The organism is Xanthomonas hortorum (genome assembly GCF_011305375.1).
Classification (GTDB): Bacteria; Pseudomonadota; Gammaproteobacteria; order Xanthomonadales; family Xanthomonadaceae; genus Xanthomonas; species Xanthomonas hortorum_E.
Genome location: NZ_VCME01000011.1, coordinates 1 through 15,565 on the forward strand (window position 1 = coordinate 1; position 15,565 = coordinate 15,565).

12 protein-coding genes are annotated in these 15,565 nt (G+C 65.1%); 2 read left to right on the forward strand and 10 right to left on the reverse strand.

Annotation, left to right across the window (positions count from 1 at the left end):
* Positions 1-414 precede the first annotated feature (414 nt).
* The 9 genes from FFY45_RS11440 to FFY45_RS11480 all read right to left on the reverse strand — a co-directional run bounded on the left by FFY45_RS11440 (position 415) and on the right by FFY45_RS11480 (position 13,545).
* Positions 415-1,140, reverse strand: a complete 726-nt coding sequence (locus FFY45_RS11440) for a YiaD family glycine zipper/OmpA-like lipoprotein (protein ID WP_023903499.1) — start codon at positions 1,138-1,140, stop codon at positions 415-417.
* A gap of 134 nt (positions 1,141-1,274) precedes the next feature.
* Positions 1,275-2,693 carry a cryptochrome/photolyase family protein gene (locus FFY45_RS11445; RefSeq protein ID WP_176340528.1) on the reverse strand — a complete coding sequence of 473 codons (1,419 nt, stop codon included), beginning with the start codon at positions 2,691-2,693 and terminating at the stop codon, positions 1,275-1,277.
* Positions 2,694-3,422: 729 nt separating this feature from the next.
* Positions 3,423-4,853, reverse strand: a complete 1,431-nt coding sequence (locus tag FFY45_RS11450) for a replicative DNA helicase (protein WP_006451927.1) — start codon at positions 4,851-4,853, stop codon at positions 3,423-3,425.
* Between the two features lie 220 nt (positions 4,854-5,073).
* The gene (locus FFY45_RS11455) at positions 5,074-5,628 is read right to left on the reverse strand and encodes an NADPH-dependent FMN reductase (RefSeq protein ID WP_176340529.1); all 555 of its coding nucleotides are present in this window, start codon (positions 5,626-5,628) and stop codon (positions 5,074-5,076) included.
* Between the two features lie 258 nt (positions 5,629-5,886).
* A complete protein-coding gene (gene asnB, locus FFY45_RS11460) occupies positions 5,887-7,827 on the reverse strand; it encodes an asparagine synthase (glutamine-hydrolyzing) (protein WP_176340530.1) in 1,941 nt (646 codons plus the stop codon).
* 40 nt (positions 7,828-7,867) lie between these two features.
* On the reverse strand, positions 7,868-8,512 hold the full coding sequence (locus FFY45_RS11465; protein ID WP_176340531.1) for a glutathione S-transferase family protein: 645 nt from the start codon (positions 8,510-8,512) through the stop codon (positions 7,868-7,870).
* 267 nt (positions 8,513-8,779) lie between these two features.
* Positions 8,780-11,347 (reverse strand): transglutaminase family protein, encoded by a 2,568-nt coding sequence (locus FFY45_RS11470; protein WP_176340693.1) that lies wholly within the window; start codon positions 11,345-11,347, stop codon positions 8,780-8,782.
* A 58-nt stretch (positions 11,348-11,405) separates the two neighbouring features.
* A complete protein-coding gene (locus FFY45_RS11475) occupies positions 11,406-12,581 on the reverse strand; it encodes an acyl-CoA dehydrogenase family protein (protein ID WP_176340532.1) in 1,176 nt (391 codons plus the stop codon).
* Positions 12,582-12,753: 172 nt separating this feature from the next.
* The gene (locus FFY45_RS11480; RefSeq protein ID WP_176340533.1) at positions 12,754-13,545 is read right to left on the reverse strand and encodes a glycine zipper 2TM domain-containing protein; all 792 of its coding nucleotides are present in this window, start codon (positions 13,543-13,545) and stop codon (positions 12,754-12,756) included.
* 145 nt (positions 13,546-13,690) lie between these two features.
* On the opposite strand from FFY45_RS11480, the gene FFY45_RS11485 reads away from it, so the two are divergent.
* Both FFY45_RS11485 and FFY45_RS11490 read left to right on the forward strand, forming a co-directional pair.
* Entirely contained in the window at positions 13,691-13,906 is a 216-nt protein-coding gene (locus tag FFY45_RS11485; RefSeq protein ID WP_006451920.1) for a DUF6116 family protein, read from the forward strand.
* The gene (locus FFY45_RS11490; RefSeq protein ID WP_176340534.1) at positions 13,906-14,688 is read left to right on the forward strand and encodes a TatD family hydrolase; all 783 of its coding nucleotides are present in this window, start codon (positions 13,906-13,908) and stop codon (positions 14,686-14,688) included. The genes FFY45_RS11485 and FFY45_RS11490 overlap by 1 nt, the downstream gene beginning before the upstream one ends.
* Before the next feature lie 36 nt (positions 14,689-14,724).
* Here the strand turns inward: FFY45_RS11490 and FFY45_RS11495 are convergent, their stop codons facing one another.
* Positions 14,725-15,561, reverse strand: coding sequence for a tRNA threonylcarbamoyladenosine dehydratase (locus FFY45_RS11495; RefSeq protein WP_176340535.1), 837 nt, complete (start codon positions 15,559-15,561; stop codon positions 14,725-14,727).
* Positions 15,562-15,565 lie beyond the last annotated feature (4 nt).

The window sequence follows — 15,565 nt, forward strand, 5'->3', positions numbered from 1 at the left end:
TGATCTATCCGCACTGTTCAGTCACTACAAGACAATCGAGATGTCGATTCGTAGCGTCGTTTAGATGCAATCAAATTCTAAGTCACAAGCCGAGTCGGTTGAGGGCGCGGCACCCTCGCCAGACAGTTGGCAAGTTGCTTTATTGAAAACATGCACACCGACACTCTCGACTGGTCCTTGCCCGCCCACCGTCGCGGGACCTTACGCGGCATGGATGCCGCGTAAGAGCCTACACGGACGTACTTGCGGCGTGTCCCGCGATGGTGGGCGGGCAAGGGCCCTGCAGCCAAGTCTCAGATCAGCCGCACTTAACCAACAAAATCCGTAGCGCAAAAAAACAGGCCGCTTTCGCGACCTGTTTTTTTTGCCATCGCGGTTTCGTCAATCGACTCGCCACGATCCACTGCGTCAAACTCAACGCATACCCGTGTTGTTACCAGTGCCCTCAGAGCGCAGCGGAATTAAACGGATTTCCACGCGACGGTTCTGTGCGCGACCGGCATCGGTGTTGTTGTCGGCGATCGGGTAACGCTTGCCGGCGCCCATCGTTTCCATGCGCTCGCGCTGCACGCCTTGTGCTGTCAGATACTGCGCAACTGCGCCGGCACGTTCTTCGGACAGACGCTGGTTCACTGCATCGCTGCCGACGCTGTCGGTATGACCGACCACTTCCACCATGGTCTGGTTGTACTCGCGCAACGTGGACGCCACACCATTGAGCGCGGTGTAGAACTGCGGCTTCAACGCCGACTTGCCGAAGTCGAAGGTGATGCCGTCGGGCAGGTTCAAGGTGATGTTGTCGCCCTGGCGCTGCACTTCGATACCGGTGTTGGCGGTACGCTCGCGCAATGCGCGCTCCTGACGATCCTGGTACTGACCCACGGCCGCGCCACTCAACGCGCCGATCCCTGCGCCGACCATCGCGTGCTGACGGCGCTCGGTGGCGCTGTCGCCGGTGAGCAACCCTGCAGCGACACCAATGGCGGTGCCGATCAGCGCATTGCGGCCGGTGCGGTTCTGCTGTTGGGTCTGGTCGCCGTACTGGTCGCGCTGCACATACGAGCCGCCGGTGGCGCAAGCGGACAGCGCAATGGCGCTGGCCAGGGCAACGGCGAGACTCTTGGTGGCTGCTGGGGACATGGTGTTCTCCTGTGGCCGGACCATCCGGCACTCAATCGTGTCGGCGAGGATAAACAGACCAACGCGACTGGCACATGATGAAAGCGGCCGCAGATTGCCTGCGACAGGTACTGCATTCAGGAAAACGTTTCCGGTTATCCCCGCGTCTTCGCATACGCCGCCAACGCCGCATCGCGACCTTCGGCCAATCCGATAATTGGCGTGCGCGGGTACTCCGGCGCAAATCGCGCCAACGACAACGGAGACAACCACGGTGCGAAACGCTCCTTCACCGCAAGCTTGCCGAGCTCCGGCACCCAGCGTGTGATGTAAGCCGCCTGCGGATCGAATTTCTCCGCCTGCGTCACCGGATTGAACACGCGAAAATACGGCGCCGCATCCGCGCCGGTACCGGCCACCCATTGCCAGCCCAAGGTGTTGTTGGCCAGGTCCGCATCCACCAGCGTGTCCCAGAACCAGCGCGCCCCTTCGATCCAGTGGATGCGCAAATGCTTGCACAACAGACTCGCCACGATCATGCGCACACGGTTGTGCATCCAGCCGGTGTGCCAGAGCTGACGCATGCCGGCATCGACGATCGGAATGCCGGTGCGACCGCGCTGCCAGGCCTGCAACGCGACCGGGTCGACCTTGGCCCAATCGAATCCGTCGAAGCGCGGATTGAGATTCTGGTTGGTGGTTTCCGGGAAGTGATGCAACAGGTGATAGGCAAAATCGCGCCAGCCCAACTGGCGGATGTAACCATCGATCTCTGCACTGTTGCGCGCGTTGCGGTTGGCTTCCAGCGTGCTGGCGATCCGCCATGGCGCGATCTCGCCGAAATGCAGATGCGGAGACAGCTGCGAAGTGCCGACCCGATCGGGCCGATCGCGGTTTTCGCGATAGCCGGACAGCGCGCCGTCGATGAAAATTTCCAGCATCTCGTGCGCACCGGCCTCGCCAGGCTGCCAGTGCTCCCAGAAACCCTGATCCCAGTCCAGTTTCGGCACCAACTCCAGCGTCTCCAGCGCAGCGCTTTTCAACGTCGCAGGCAGCGCTGGCAGGCTGCGTGGCGCAGCAACTGCAGCGGGCAACTGCAGTTGCGTGAGTGCGTTGCGCCAGTACGGAGTGAAGACCTTGTACGGGCCGCCCTGCTGAGTTGACAACTGCCACGGCTCCATCAACAGCGAGGCATTGCAGCTCTGCACTTCGATGCCGCGCTCACGCAAGCTACGCTTGATCTGCGCATCGCGCGGTTGGGTGGCCGGTTCGTACTTGCGGTTCCAATACACCGCCACCGCACCGGTCTGGGCGATCACCTCATCCAGCACCTGGGCGCTGTCGCCCGCGCGAATCACCAGGCCGCTGCCGAGCGCTCGCAATGCAGCGTCCAAGGCAGCCAACGAGCGATGCCGCCAACTGCGCGAAGCGGCGCCGGGTGTCCACTCACCTTCCTCGTGCGGCGCATCGATATACAGCGGAATCGGGGCATGCCCGGCATCCAGCGCAGCGCGCAAGGCCGGGTTGTCCTGAAGGCGCAAATCGCGACGGAACCAGACGATGGCGTAGGACATACGAACTCGGCAGCGACGATAAGGCTGCGCAGCATAAGCCAGCAGGTGCAACGATGGCGCGATGCAGAGGTGAGCACTCCTGGTCCAGCTAAGAGCGGCTACAAAACCTCCCGAGCGCTGTAGCGATGGCGGCAGCGTGGTTGGCCACACCAGCCTTCGTTGACCAGTGGAGGATGTCGTGGACAACAGCAACACTGTCCGATTCAGATCGAACTGAGTTGATCAGACCGCAGTTAATCAACCGGCCGCGCTGCACGCACTGCTCGCAACCCTGCACACCGACACTCTCGACTGGTCCTTGCCCGCCCACCGTCGCGGGACCTTATGCGGCATGGATGCCGCAGAAGAGCTTACATGGACGTACTTGCAGCGTGTCCCGCGATGGTGGGCGGGCAAGGGCCCTGCAGCCAAACTGCAGATCATCCGCTCTACAACCGACGCATCCAAATGGTTCGAGCAGCCCTCAAGGCGCCCGAGAGCTTGAGCTTCAGCGTCGTCTGGATGTTCCCAACCGAGTAGGTCGAGGGTGCGATGCCCTCACCGCTCGCGGGACACGCCGCAAGTACGTCCATGTAGGCTCGGTGGCGGCATCCATGCCGCCACACGGTCCCGCAAGCGGTAAGGGCATCGCACCTGCCAACGTGATCGTGTACGGATGGGAACCACAACGCAGGCCGCGCTCGCATAGCGCTGAGCGCAGTAGCTTTTTGGCGAACCAAAACAAAACGCTTACTCGAAACTGCCCACCGAATCGTGCGCCAGATTGTCGAAACGGGTGTATTCGCCGAAGAATTTGAGCTTGCACGAGCCGGTAGGACCACCGCGGTGCTTGCCGATGATGATCTCGGCCAGGCCCTTGTCCGGCGAGTTTTCTTTGTTGTAATAATCGTCGCGGTAGATGAAGACAATCATGTCGGCGTCCTGCTCGATTGCGCCGGATTCGCGCAAGTCGGCCATCACCGGGCGCTTGTCGGTACGCGTTTCCAACGAGCGGTTAAGCTGCGACAGCGCAATCACCGGCACGTTGAGTTCTTTGGCCAGTCCCTTGAGACCACGCGAAATCTCCGAGATTTCGGTCGCGCGGTTTTCGCTGTTGCCCGGCACCGACATTAGCTGCAGATAGTCGATGACGATCAGACCCAAGTCGTGTTCGCGCTTGAGCCGGCGGCACTTGGAGCGCAGCACTTCCGGCGACACGCCCGGCGTGTCGTCGATGAAGATCTTGGTTTCCTTCAACATCTTGATCGCACCGGTCACGCGCGCCCAATCCTCGTCTTCCAGCGCACCGGTACGCAGGCGCTGCGCGTTGATGCGGCCATTGGACGAGATCAAGCGCATCGCCAGCTGCGAGGCAGACATTTCCATCGAAAACACCGCAACGCCTTTCTTGGACTTGATCGCGGCATATTCGGCAATGTTCAGCGCCAGCGTGGTCTTGCCCATCGCCGGACGTGCGGCCAGGATGATCAGATCGGTCGGCTGCAGGCCGGCGGTCATCGCATCGAAATCGGTGTAGCCGGTCGGCAGGCCGGTGATGTTGCCGCCATTTTCGAAACGGTTACGCAGCTCTTCGAAGGCGTCCTTCAACGCGCCCGGCATCGCCACGAAGTCGGTGCGCCCGCGCGCGCCGGCCTCGGCGATCTTGAACACCGCTTTTTCCGCAGATGCCAGCAGCTCCACGCTTTCGCGGCCTTCCGGCTGGAAGCCATCGTTGACGATGGTGGTACCGACCTCGATCAACTGCCGCAGCACCGCCTTGTCGCGCACGATTTCGGCATAGGCGGCGATGTTGGCCGCCGACGGCGTGGTGCTGGCCAGCTCGATCAGATAGGCGCCATCGGCCACCTGCTCCAGCTTGCCTTGCGATTCGAACCATTCGCCCAGCGTCACCGCATCGAATGGGCGGTCTTTCTCGTTCAATTCGCGAATCGCGCGGTAGATCAGCCGGTGGTCGCGGCGGTAGAAATCGTTGTCGGTGAGCTGGTCGTTGACCCGGTCAAACGCCTCCGGCGCCAGCATCAACCCGCCAAGCACAGCCTGCTCGGCCTCGACCGAATGCGGCGGCACGCGCAGCTGGTCCAGCCGCGGCTCGGGACGATCGTAATCGTCGTCGTCGCGATCGCGATTGCGTTTGGAACGGAAACCAGGACGAGCGGACATGGACAAACAAACCTGACGCTAGGGGGATGAGGGCAGGAAGCATAGACATCGACGGCGTCGACGACCATGCACAACTCTGTGGATAACCGGTGCACAGCCGGTGCATCACGTTCTACTCGCCGGCTGTCGCAGCAGCCGCGACCCCTGCCCCGCCTGCGTTTTGGCCGCGTGGCCGGGCCCGCCCGGCGCAGTGCGTCAGGCGGACCACATCACCTGCGACTCAGCGCTTGAGCTGCTCGATCAAGCCCAGGAACGTGTCGATAAAGCCCTGCAGAAACGCGCGGCTGTCGGCGTTGGCGATCTGATCGTCGGCACCGAACAAGCCTTCCTTGTACTGCAGGAACACTTCCGGCTGGCCGAGCACATGCATGTTCAGATACGACAGCACATTGCGCAGATGCTGCTGCGCGGTCGCCGTACCGATCGCTCCGACCGAGATGCCGACCACCGCCGCCGGCTTGCCGGAAAACGCGCTATCGCCATACGGCCGCGAGCCGGTGTCGATGGCATTCTTGAGCACGCCGGGGATCGAACGGTTGTATTCGGGGGTCACGAACAACACCGCGTCGGCGGCACGCACCTGCTGCTTGAAACGGGTGCCCTGAGCCGGGAAATCCGCATCGTTGTCCTGGTTGTACAGCGGAATATCGCCGATCTCCAGATACTCGAACACCGCCTTGTCGCCGGCCAGGTGCTCCAGCGCGCGCGCCAACTGGCGGTTGTAGGACGCTGCGCGCAGGCTGCCGACCAGGACGGCGATGGTGATCTTGCTCATGGGAGACGCTCCGTGGAAACAGGGCCCCACCCTACCCAGCGCGATGCTCAGAGCCGGTGAAGTGCCGCCCGACACCGGGCGATCACCCGCAGATGCACGCACACGGCGGTGTCTCAATCTGCAAGGCGTTAACGCCCCACCCGGCCTGATGTCCGAGCGGCAGCTTCAAGCGTCAGAAACAACTCGGCAACGGCAGCGCGGTCTCGCACACCGCGCAACGGTTGGTCGCCGCGCGCAAGATCAACACGTTGACCAAGATCAGCGCGTCATCGCCGCCCGCTGCGCGCGCCAGTGCGCCTGCCAGGCCTGGAACATCAGCACCGTCCACAGATGCGTATGCCATTTGCGCTCGCCGCCGTTGAAGTCGCGCCACAGCCCGGCCACGGTGTCGGCAGCAAACACACCCTCGCGCTCCAGCGTGCCGTGCGCCAGCAGATCGTCGGCCCAGCCGTTCAGATCGCCGCGCAGCCACGCGCTGACCGGCGCGCCAAAGCCGCGCTTGCCGCGGTAGACCATCGGATCGGGCAGATAGCGGCACAGCACGCGCTTGAGCAGGTATTTGCTGACCCCGTCGCGATACTTCAACGACAGCGGCAGCGACCAGGCGAACTCGGCCACACGCCAGTCCAGCAACGGCGCGCGCGCTTCCAGCCCCACCGCCATGGTGGTGCGGTCCACCTTGCACAGCAGATCGTCGGGCAGATAGGCGGCGAAGTCGGCCAGCATCATCGCGTCGGCCGGGGTGCCGGAGCCATGCAACGGGTCGGCCAGGCTGTAGAAACTGTCCGGCTCTGTCGCGCCCAGCACCACTGCGGCCGGGTCGCGCCAACGCGAAATGCGATTGCGATAAATATCCCCGATGCCGCGTGCGCCGGCTTCGGCTACCAGCGCGGCCAAACCACCGGTACGCGAGGATTCGCCATTGCGGCGCGCAGCCACCGCCATCAGCTTTCGCAGCGGGCCCGGTACCAGCCCATGCATGCGCCAATTGCGCAGCGCACGCTGGTAGCGGCCGTAGCCGAAGAACAATTCGTCGCCGCCGTCGCCGGACAGCGCCACCGTCACCCCGCCGCGCGCCAGCCGCGCGACCAGCGCAGTGGGCACCTGCGAGGCATCGGCAAACGGCTCGTCGAACATGTCCGGCAAGCTCGGCACCACCGCCAAGGCGTCGGCACCGCTAACGTAGAGCTCGGTGTGGTCGGTGTGCAGGTGCGTGGCCACTTCGCGCGCCAGCGGTGCTTCGTCGTGGTGCGAGCCTTCGAATCCGATGCTGAAGGTGTGCACCGGCTGGCTGCTCTGCGCCTGCATCATCGCGGTGACGATCGACGAATCGGTGCCGCCGGACAGGAATACGCCCACCGGCACATCCGCCACCATGCGCAGCGCCACCGCATCGCGCAGCACCGCATCGAGTTGTTCTTCGGCCTGCGCGTCGCTGCCGGTGAACGGCGCAGCCAGGGCGCGCTGCATCGCTTCGCGCGCGTTCCAGAACGGTTGCTGCGCCTGATCCGGCCGATGTGCCGCCGCGCCAGCCGCCACCGCCTGCGCATCCAGCCGCAGCACCCGGCCCGGCATCAGCTTGAAGGTGCGCTCATGGATGCAGGCCGGTGCCGGGATGTAACCCAGCCGCAGCAGCAAGGTCAGCGCATCGCGATCCACGCCGTTGTCGAAATCCGGGTGCTGCCACAACGCCTTGAGCTCGGAACCGAACACCAGCGTGTCGCCGGCCCAGCCGTAGTACAGCGGCTTCTTGCCGACGCGGTCGCGCGCCAGCGACAGGCAGGTGTCGCGTTCGTCCCACAGGGCGAGTGCGAACATGCCGTTGCAGCGGGTCAGGGTGTCGTCCAGGCCCCACTCCACCACTGCAGCCAACAGCACTTCGGTATCGGAGTGGCCACGGAAACGATGCCCGAGCGCCGACAAGGCCGCACGCAGCTGCGCGAAGTTGTAGATCTCGCCGTTGTAGGCCAGTACGTAACGGCCGTCGGCCGAGCGCATCGGCTGATGGCCGAGCGGCGACAGATCCAGAATGCTCAGCCGCTGATGCGCAAGCGCCACGCCCGCCTGTGCATCGCACCAGGTGCCGGCATCGTCGGGGCCGCGATGGCGCAAGGCCGCGCCCATCGGCCGCACCAGCGCGTCGAGTTGTTCGCCATGCAGGCGCGGCGACGCCAGCAGCAGTCCTGCCAATCCGCACATCGTCAGCGCTCCTGCAGCTTGCGCATCGCGCGCGCGCTGCTCATGCCGGCACCGAGGCGGATGCAGGCGCCGGCATCGCGATGAAACCGGGCAAGGCTTGCACGCGCTGCAGCCAGGCGCCGATCGCCGGCCAGCGTTCCAGATCGAAGCCACCGTCTTCGGCGCAATGGGTATAGGCGAACAGCGCGATATCGGCGATGCCGTACTCGCCACCGGTAAACCAGGCATGCTGCTGCAGATGCTGTTCCATCACCGCCAGCGCCTGCTCGCCACGTGCGCGCAGCTGCGGCAGTTCGGCCCGGCGCGCCGCATCGCGTGGCGTCCACAGGCTGATGAAACGCGCCACCGCCACATACGGCTCATGGCTGTACTGCTCGAAAAACATCCAGCTCAAGGCCTGCGCGCGCTGCCACGCGTCGGTGGGCAGGTAGGGCGTACCTTCGGCCAGCCAGAACAGGATCGCGTTGGATTCGGTCAGCACGCGGCCGTCGTCGCGCTCCACCATCGGCACCTTGCCGTTGGGATTTTTGGCCAGATACTCCGGCGTGCGGGTTTCGCCCGCAGCGCTGTCGACCTCGACCCAGTGATAGCGGCTGCCCAGTTGCTCCAGCAACAGCCGCACCTTGTAGCAGTTGCCGGAACTGGACATGCCATGGACGGTCAACGGGGGACGCACGGTCGACATCAAGCTGGCTCCGCGGCAACAACGAGGGGGCTGGCAGTGTCACAGCCCGGCGCATCTTTGCAAAGCCCTGCCGGATTGCGCGGCACAGCCGCACAACGGGTATCTGGACCGATGCGTCTGCTGGCGGGCGCGCCAGCGCTGACGATTACGCAACGCAGACCATGCCGACACGTCCGCAGTGTGACCAGGGCATCCGATTGCCGTATGCCGAAGCCGCAGACGGCTCGGCACACCGCCGCCGACACGATGGGATGCAAGCGCAACGTGTCAGTACATCGCCACCAAGGCCACCGGCACACCCAGCACCGCAATCAGCACGCCCAGCGCAGACAGCGTCAATGCCACTGCGCCGAATGCGCGTGCACGCCCGCAGCCCACCGCACCCGCCACCGCCTGCACCGCGCACACCGACCACCACAGCACCCCCAGCATCAGCAACAGCGCGCACATCGCCAGCTGCGCCACGCCGGCCGGATCGCTTGCGCCGGTGTGCAGCAACGCCACATTGCCGGCGAGTGCGACCAACGCCGCCAGCAGGCAGACCAGCCACGGCAAGGCGCAGCCCAGCACGGCCGGCAACAACCGCCCGACCTGCGCCACGCACCCCAGCCAGCGCAGCACCTGCCTGAGCAACACGCAGCTCAGCACGGCGATCGCCACCACCGTCACGACACCCAGCGCCTTGGCCCACCACGGCAAGGCATGCAGCCCCATCCAGGCCGACAACAGCGTGGCCAGCGCAAACACGCTCCAGGCGCTCCAGCGCAAACCAGCCTGCTGCGGCATGCGCTGCGCGGTGGCGTATGGATCGAACACCATCCCGCCCAGGCCACCGCCGCGCCACCACACCAGGCACGCCAGCAGCAACACGATCAACACCAGCAGCCCTGCCGCCGGATAGCTCAGCGCACTCCAGTCGGCCTCAGGCCTGCGCCGCTGCGGCTTGAAATCGTGATTGAAGTACAGCAGGTCGCGCGCACGCTCCATGTCGGCCGCTGCGCGCGCCACGCCATCGGCGGGAATGCGGTCGGTGAACCGCTGCCATTCGCCCACGATGACGATGCGCCCATCGTGCATGGAGACCGTGCGCGAGAACCGGAACCACGGGTTGGCGACGATCTGTTCTTCCGGTTTCACCCGTATCACCGGATCGGTCTGCACCCGTACGGTCTGCCGCGCCCGTTGCGGCCCGCCCAGCGCCAATGGCCGCTTGCGCGACTGTTTCGGCAAGGCATCCATCCACTCGCCGAGTTGAAACAGCGGGAAACCGATCTCGTCGCCCTCCTCAGCCGGCCACTCCAGGCGATAGGTTTCGTGCGTGCGCACATCGAGCGCATCGGCATCGTCGATGCTGGGCACGTCGACCTGGGTCAGCGCGGTGTAGTACTTCTGCATGAACTCCAGATAGTGCTCACCAACCGTTTCTGCGCCATGGTCTTCGAAGCTGGCAGAGACGCGATCGCCGCGGCCTTGGCGATAACGCGTGTCCACGGTAAAGCTCGCCACGCGCTGCGGTTTGCGCAGTGAGATTTCCACCTCCTCGTTCACTTCGATCTGCGGCAGCGTCGGCATCGGCGATGGCACTGCGACCAATCCGCTCTGCCCGGCCAGCACCGGCAACCCGCGCACGAACGGCAATGGCCGGCGCTGGGCCAGCACGCCGTCTTCGCGATCGCGCGTGGCATCCACCCAGACCTCGCCCTGCGGCAGATGCGCGCGCACCACCACATGATCGAACGCGTAAGGACTGGGCAGCCGTGCATCCAGGCCATGACCCTGGTCGCTGTTGACCAGCACCGGTTCGGCGCGAATGCCGGCCAGTTGCAGCAGCGCGATCAACAGCGTCGCCTTGTCCTTGCAGTCGCCATAGCGATTGCGCAGCGTCACTTCCGGTGCGTGCGGGGCATGCGAGTTCTCGCCCATGTCCAGGCCGACGTAGCGGATCTCGCCCTGCACGAACGCCACCGCACGCAACAACGCGCCCTGCGGGTCGTCGCTGCGCAGTTGCAGACTGCGCACCATGCTGGCGGCAACCTGCGCATCCTTGAACGCACGCGGATACAGCTGCGCCGCCCATGCCGCCACCGCTTCCCAATTGCCGGCGGTGGAGAGTTCGATCAAGCCATAGGCATCGACATCGTCCGGCGCGTCTTTTTCTTCCTGCACGGCGGCGATGTTGCGTGCGGCGATCTCCAGCGTGGCCACCTCACCGGCGCGGCTGACGTTGCGGCTGAAGCCCGGCGCGCTCACCCGCCACTGCAACGGCATGGCGGCGGGATACCGCACGCGCACGCGGCGCTCGCCCAGCGCCACGCCATAGCGCGCCTCGAACACGTCGTAATAGCCCTTGCCGAACACCGGATTGCTGCCGGTGGTGGTCACGGCATAGTCGACCTGGTCGCCGACGCGCAGGTCCGGCAAGGTGATCGACAGCGTCAACGCGCCATCGATCAATCCTTGTTCCAGCCCGCTCTCGCGACGCAACCTGGCGTAGTGCGCGCGGCTGCGCATGTCGATGCGCTTGCCGTCGCGCCAGACATCCAGGCTGTTGAGTTCCAGGCGCTGGTATTGCGGCTGGTAATCGATGGAAATCTGCCCGGCTTCGTCCAGGCTTTTGGCGCGCTGCACGCTATAGCTGAGGCGGCGATACGCCTGCGGCGCGGCGCCGGTGAGATCGATCTGATCGGACACCAGCTCATAGCGCATACCGTTGGCGCCAGGCACCTTGTCGGGCACTGCATCGGCCACCACCCAGGCCGGCGGCGGCGCCATGTTCGGCGCCTCGTCGGCCTGCACCGGCGAGACGACTGCGATTGCAGCGATCACACACAGCATCCAGAACACGCCTCGCAGGCGTCGCGTCACATCCTTGCTGATCAACATCCACTCCTTGTCAGAACGCATTGAGTCCGGTCAGCGCACGCCCCACCACCAACTGATGCACGGTTTCGGTGCCCTCGTAGGTGATCACCGATTCCAGGTTCAGCGCATGCCGGATCGCCACATGCTCGGTGGTGATGCCGGCCGCACCCAGCAGATCGCGGCACTCGCGTGCCACGTCCAGCGCCATGCGGCAATTATTCCATTTTGCCAGCGAGATCTGTTCCGGCCGCAGCGTACCGGCTTCTTTCAGGCGCCCCAGCTGCAACGCCAGCAATTGCGCGGTGGAAATCCGCCGGGCCATGTCGGCCAGTTTGATCTGCGCGCTTTGCGTGGCCGCCAGCGGCCGGCCGAACAGAATGCGCTGCCCGCTATAAGCCAGCGCTTCGCGCAGACAGGCCACCGCCGCACCGATCGCGCCCCAGGCGATGCCGTAGCGCGCCTGGTTGAGGCAACCCAGCGGCGCCTTCAAACCGGCCGCGTTCGGCAACCGCATCTGCTCCGGCACGTAGACATTGTCCAGGAACAAACCCGAGGTCACCGACGCGCGCAGGCTCATCTTGTGGGCGATGTCCTGCGCACTGAAACCGGCGCTGCTGGTCTCGACCAGAAAGCCGCACACGCCATCGTCGGTATGCGCCCAGATAATCGCAAGGCCAGCGATGCTGCCGTTGGTGATCCACATCTTGGACCCGTTCAAGCGCCAGCCATCGCCCTCGCGCACCGCACGGGTGGTCATCGCCGCCGGATCCGAGCCGCCCTGCGCTTCGCTCAATCCGAAGCAGCCGATCAAACGGCCCGCCGCCATCTCCGGCAACCAGCGTTGCCGCTGTTCGTCGCTGCCGTAGGCATGGATCGGATACATGCACAGCGACGATTGCACGCTGACGAAACTGCGCAGGCCGCTGTCGCCGCGCTCCAGTTCCTGGCAGATCAGCCCGTAGGCCACCGCACCCAAGCCTGCGCCACCATCGCGCACTGGCAGGCTGGCGCCCAGCAATCCCAGCTCTGCCAGTTCCGGCACCCATTCGCTGGGGAAGCGCCCCGCATCGAAGGCATCGCCGATCGCCGGCAACACCCGTGTGTCGGTGAAGCGGGCCACCGCGTCCTGCACCGCACGCTCCTCATCGGTCAGCAGTGCGCGTACATCGAACAGATCATCAGGGCGCACCGGCATGCTGGCTTCCACCAAAGAAGAAGCGGCGATTATCTGCCAGTTGCCGGCCGAACATTGCGCCGACGTGTTCAGCGCGCCCGCTTGCATCCGCTGGTCGCAGGCAGTGCCTGAAAACGAAAAGAGCCGGCAATGCCGGCTCTTTTCTTGCTATCGCAGCGATCCTGGGCGCATGACTGCCAGCGATTTACTGCCGCGTGCTGCCCGTCTCCACACGAACGCCCTTGTCACCGGCCGTCGAAGCGGTCTGGGTCACCAGCTGACCGTCGACCACCGGCAGACGATCGCTGGCCGGCTTGTCGTTCATACGCACGGTCTTCTCGAAACCGTCGTAGCGGTAGGTCACGTCGTAGGCCACCACGTTGTCGGCATCGCCCAGCGAGATGCGCTCTCCCGGCTTGCTGTCCATGCGCATGGTGCCGGTGGTGCCATCGGCGTTGCGGTAGGTCACGTCATAGCCGACCACACGCGAGGACTGCGAATTGGCATTTTCGGTATGGCACTGGCGCTCGGTGCGGTCCACCACGCGGCCGCCGACATGGTTGCGGTCCACACGGTTGCCGACCATGCCGCCACCGACCGCACCGGCCACCGTGGCCAGCTTGCGGCCATTGCCGCCGCCGACCTGGTTACCCAGCAGGCCGCCGATCACCGCGCCAGCGACGGTGCCGCCGACATTGCCGTCGCGCTCGGGCAGACGTTCCTGCACCACCACGTCGCGGCAGACTTCGCGCGGCGAGGAGCTGGTGGTGGTTTCGCGGATGGCGGCGCTGTTGACGACCTGCGCGTACTGCGGCTCGCGCTCGGTGATCGGGGCGACCTTGACCACGTCGGCGTATTCCAGACCGCGCGGTGCCGGCTCGCCGTTGGCGACGAAATCGCCGGACGACGGGCGATTGTTCATGAAGGCGGCCGTGGCCACGCCTCCGACCAGCAACGCACCAGCAGCGACCAGTATAGTTGTCGTATTGCTCTTCATGATCCAGCTCCGTGCGGACACGCCGCGTTGTTGACGGCGTGATTCCAGCACGTGAACCCTGAACGAAAACGCCCTCGCTCATGAATGCCGTCGTTAAGTTCAGCTAGCGGTTACTTCATGCACTTCTAACAGCCGGAGCATTCGCATGCGAAATCCCCTGACCTCGCGCGCCCTGGACTGGGCCAGCAAGCTGCGCTACCCCACCTTGTTCAAGCTGGCGGCCGCGCTGTTTCTGGTGGACCTGGTGATCCCGGACCCGATCCCGTTCCTGGACGAACTGTTGTTCGGCCTGACCACGCTGCTGCTGGCCAACTGGAAAACGCGCAAGGCGCCGCTGCCCGCCCCAGTCCGCCGCGATTGATGCAGCTGGTCGATAGCCACTGCCATCTGGATGCCGGCGAGTTCGACCACGATCGCGCCGCCGTGATCGCACGCGCGCAGGCCGCCGGTGTCGGGCAGCAGGTGATCCCGGCGATCACCGCCGCCAGTTGGCCGGACCTGCGCACCGTCTGCACCCAGGCACCGGGGCTTTACCCCGCCTATGGGCTGCATCCGATCTTTCTGGATCAGCATCGTCCCGAACATCTGGAGCTGCTGGCCGAGTGGATCGAGCGCGAGCGCCCCTGCGCCATCGGCGAGTGCGGGCTGGATTTCTATCTGGACGGCCTGGACGCGCAGCTGCAGCGCGATTACTTCGAAGGCCAATTGCAGTTGGCCAAGCGCTTCGACCTGCCGCTGATCGTGCATGCGCGCCGCGCCACCGAAGAAGTCATCGCCCGCATCAAGGCGGTGGGCGGCCTGCGCGGGGTGGTGCACAGCTTTGCCGGCAGCCCCGAACAGGCGCAGCAACTGTGGAAGCTGGATTTCATGATCGGCCTGGGCGGCCCGGTGACCTACCCGCGCGCCAACCGCCTGCGCGGCCTGGCCGCGACGATGCCGCTGCAGTACCTGCTACTGGAAACCGATGCGCCGGATCAGCCCGACGCCGGCATCCGCGGCCAACGCAACGAGCCGGCGTATCTGCGCACGGTGCTGGCCTGCATTGCGCAGCTACGCGGCGAGCCGGAAGAGCGCATTGCCGCGCAGACCAGCGCCAACGCGCGGCAGCTGTTCGGATTGCCTGACCTGGCTTTGCCCGGCTGACGCAGGCGCGCTGCCGAAGCGCGCCATGTACAAACGCTACGAACTTGCAGCCACCTCGGCGGCCGGCGACGCAGCGGCGGCAGCCACCTTCGGCTTGAGCAACATCTCCAACGCCTTGCCCACTGCTACAAACGCGAAGGTGCCGGTGATATGCGTGGCGGCGCCCAGCCCTGCCCCGCAATCCAGCTTGAGCGTGGCATCGGCATCCAGTTGCGGGCGAATGCCGCACACGCTGCCGTCGGCCTGCGGGTATTTGACGTTCTCCAGCGAGTACACCGCCGGCACGCCGAAGTAACGCTGCGGATTCTTGGGAAAGTTGAACTCGCTGCGCAGCTTCTTGCGGATCAGCGCCAGCATCGCGTCGTGCTCGGTGCGCGAGACATCGCGCACGCGCACCAGCGTGGGATCGGTGCGCCCACCAGCGGCGCCCACCGTGAGCAACGGCAGCTTGCGCCGGCGGCACCAGGCGATGGTTTCCACTTTCACCCGGAAGCTGTCGCAGGCATCGATCACCAGATCGAAGTCATCGCCGAGCAGGCTTTCAATATTGCCGGCGGTGAGAAACGACTCCACCGCGTCGGCGGCGATCTCCGGATTGATCGCCACACAGCGCTCGGCCATCGCGCGCGCCTTGTTGCGTCCGTAGTGCCCGGCCAATGCCGGCAATTGCCGATTGGTGTTGGACACGCACAGATCGTCGGCATCGATCAGGCGGATGTGCCCGACGCCGGTGCGCGCCAGCGCCTCCACCGCCCACGAGCCCACGCCGCCCATCCCCACCACGGCCACACGGCAGGCCGAGAGCCGCTCCACCGTGCCGACTCCGTACAGCCGGTCGATACCGGCAAAGCGTTCACGCCATTGTGCTTTCATCGGC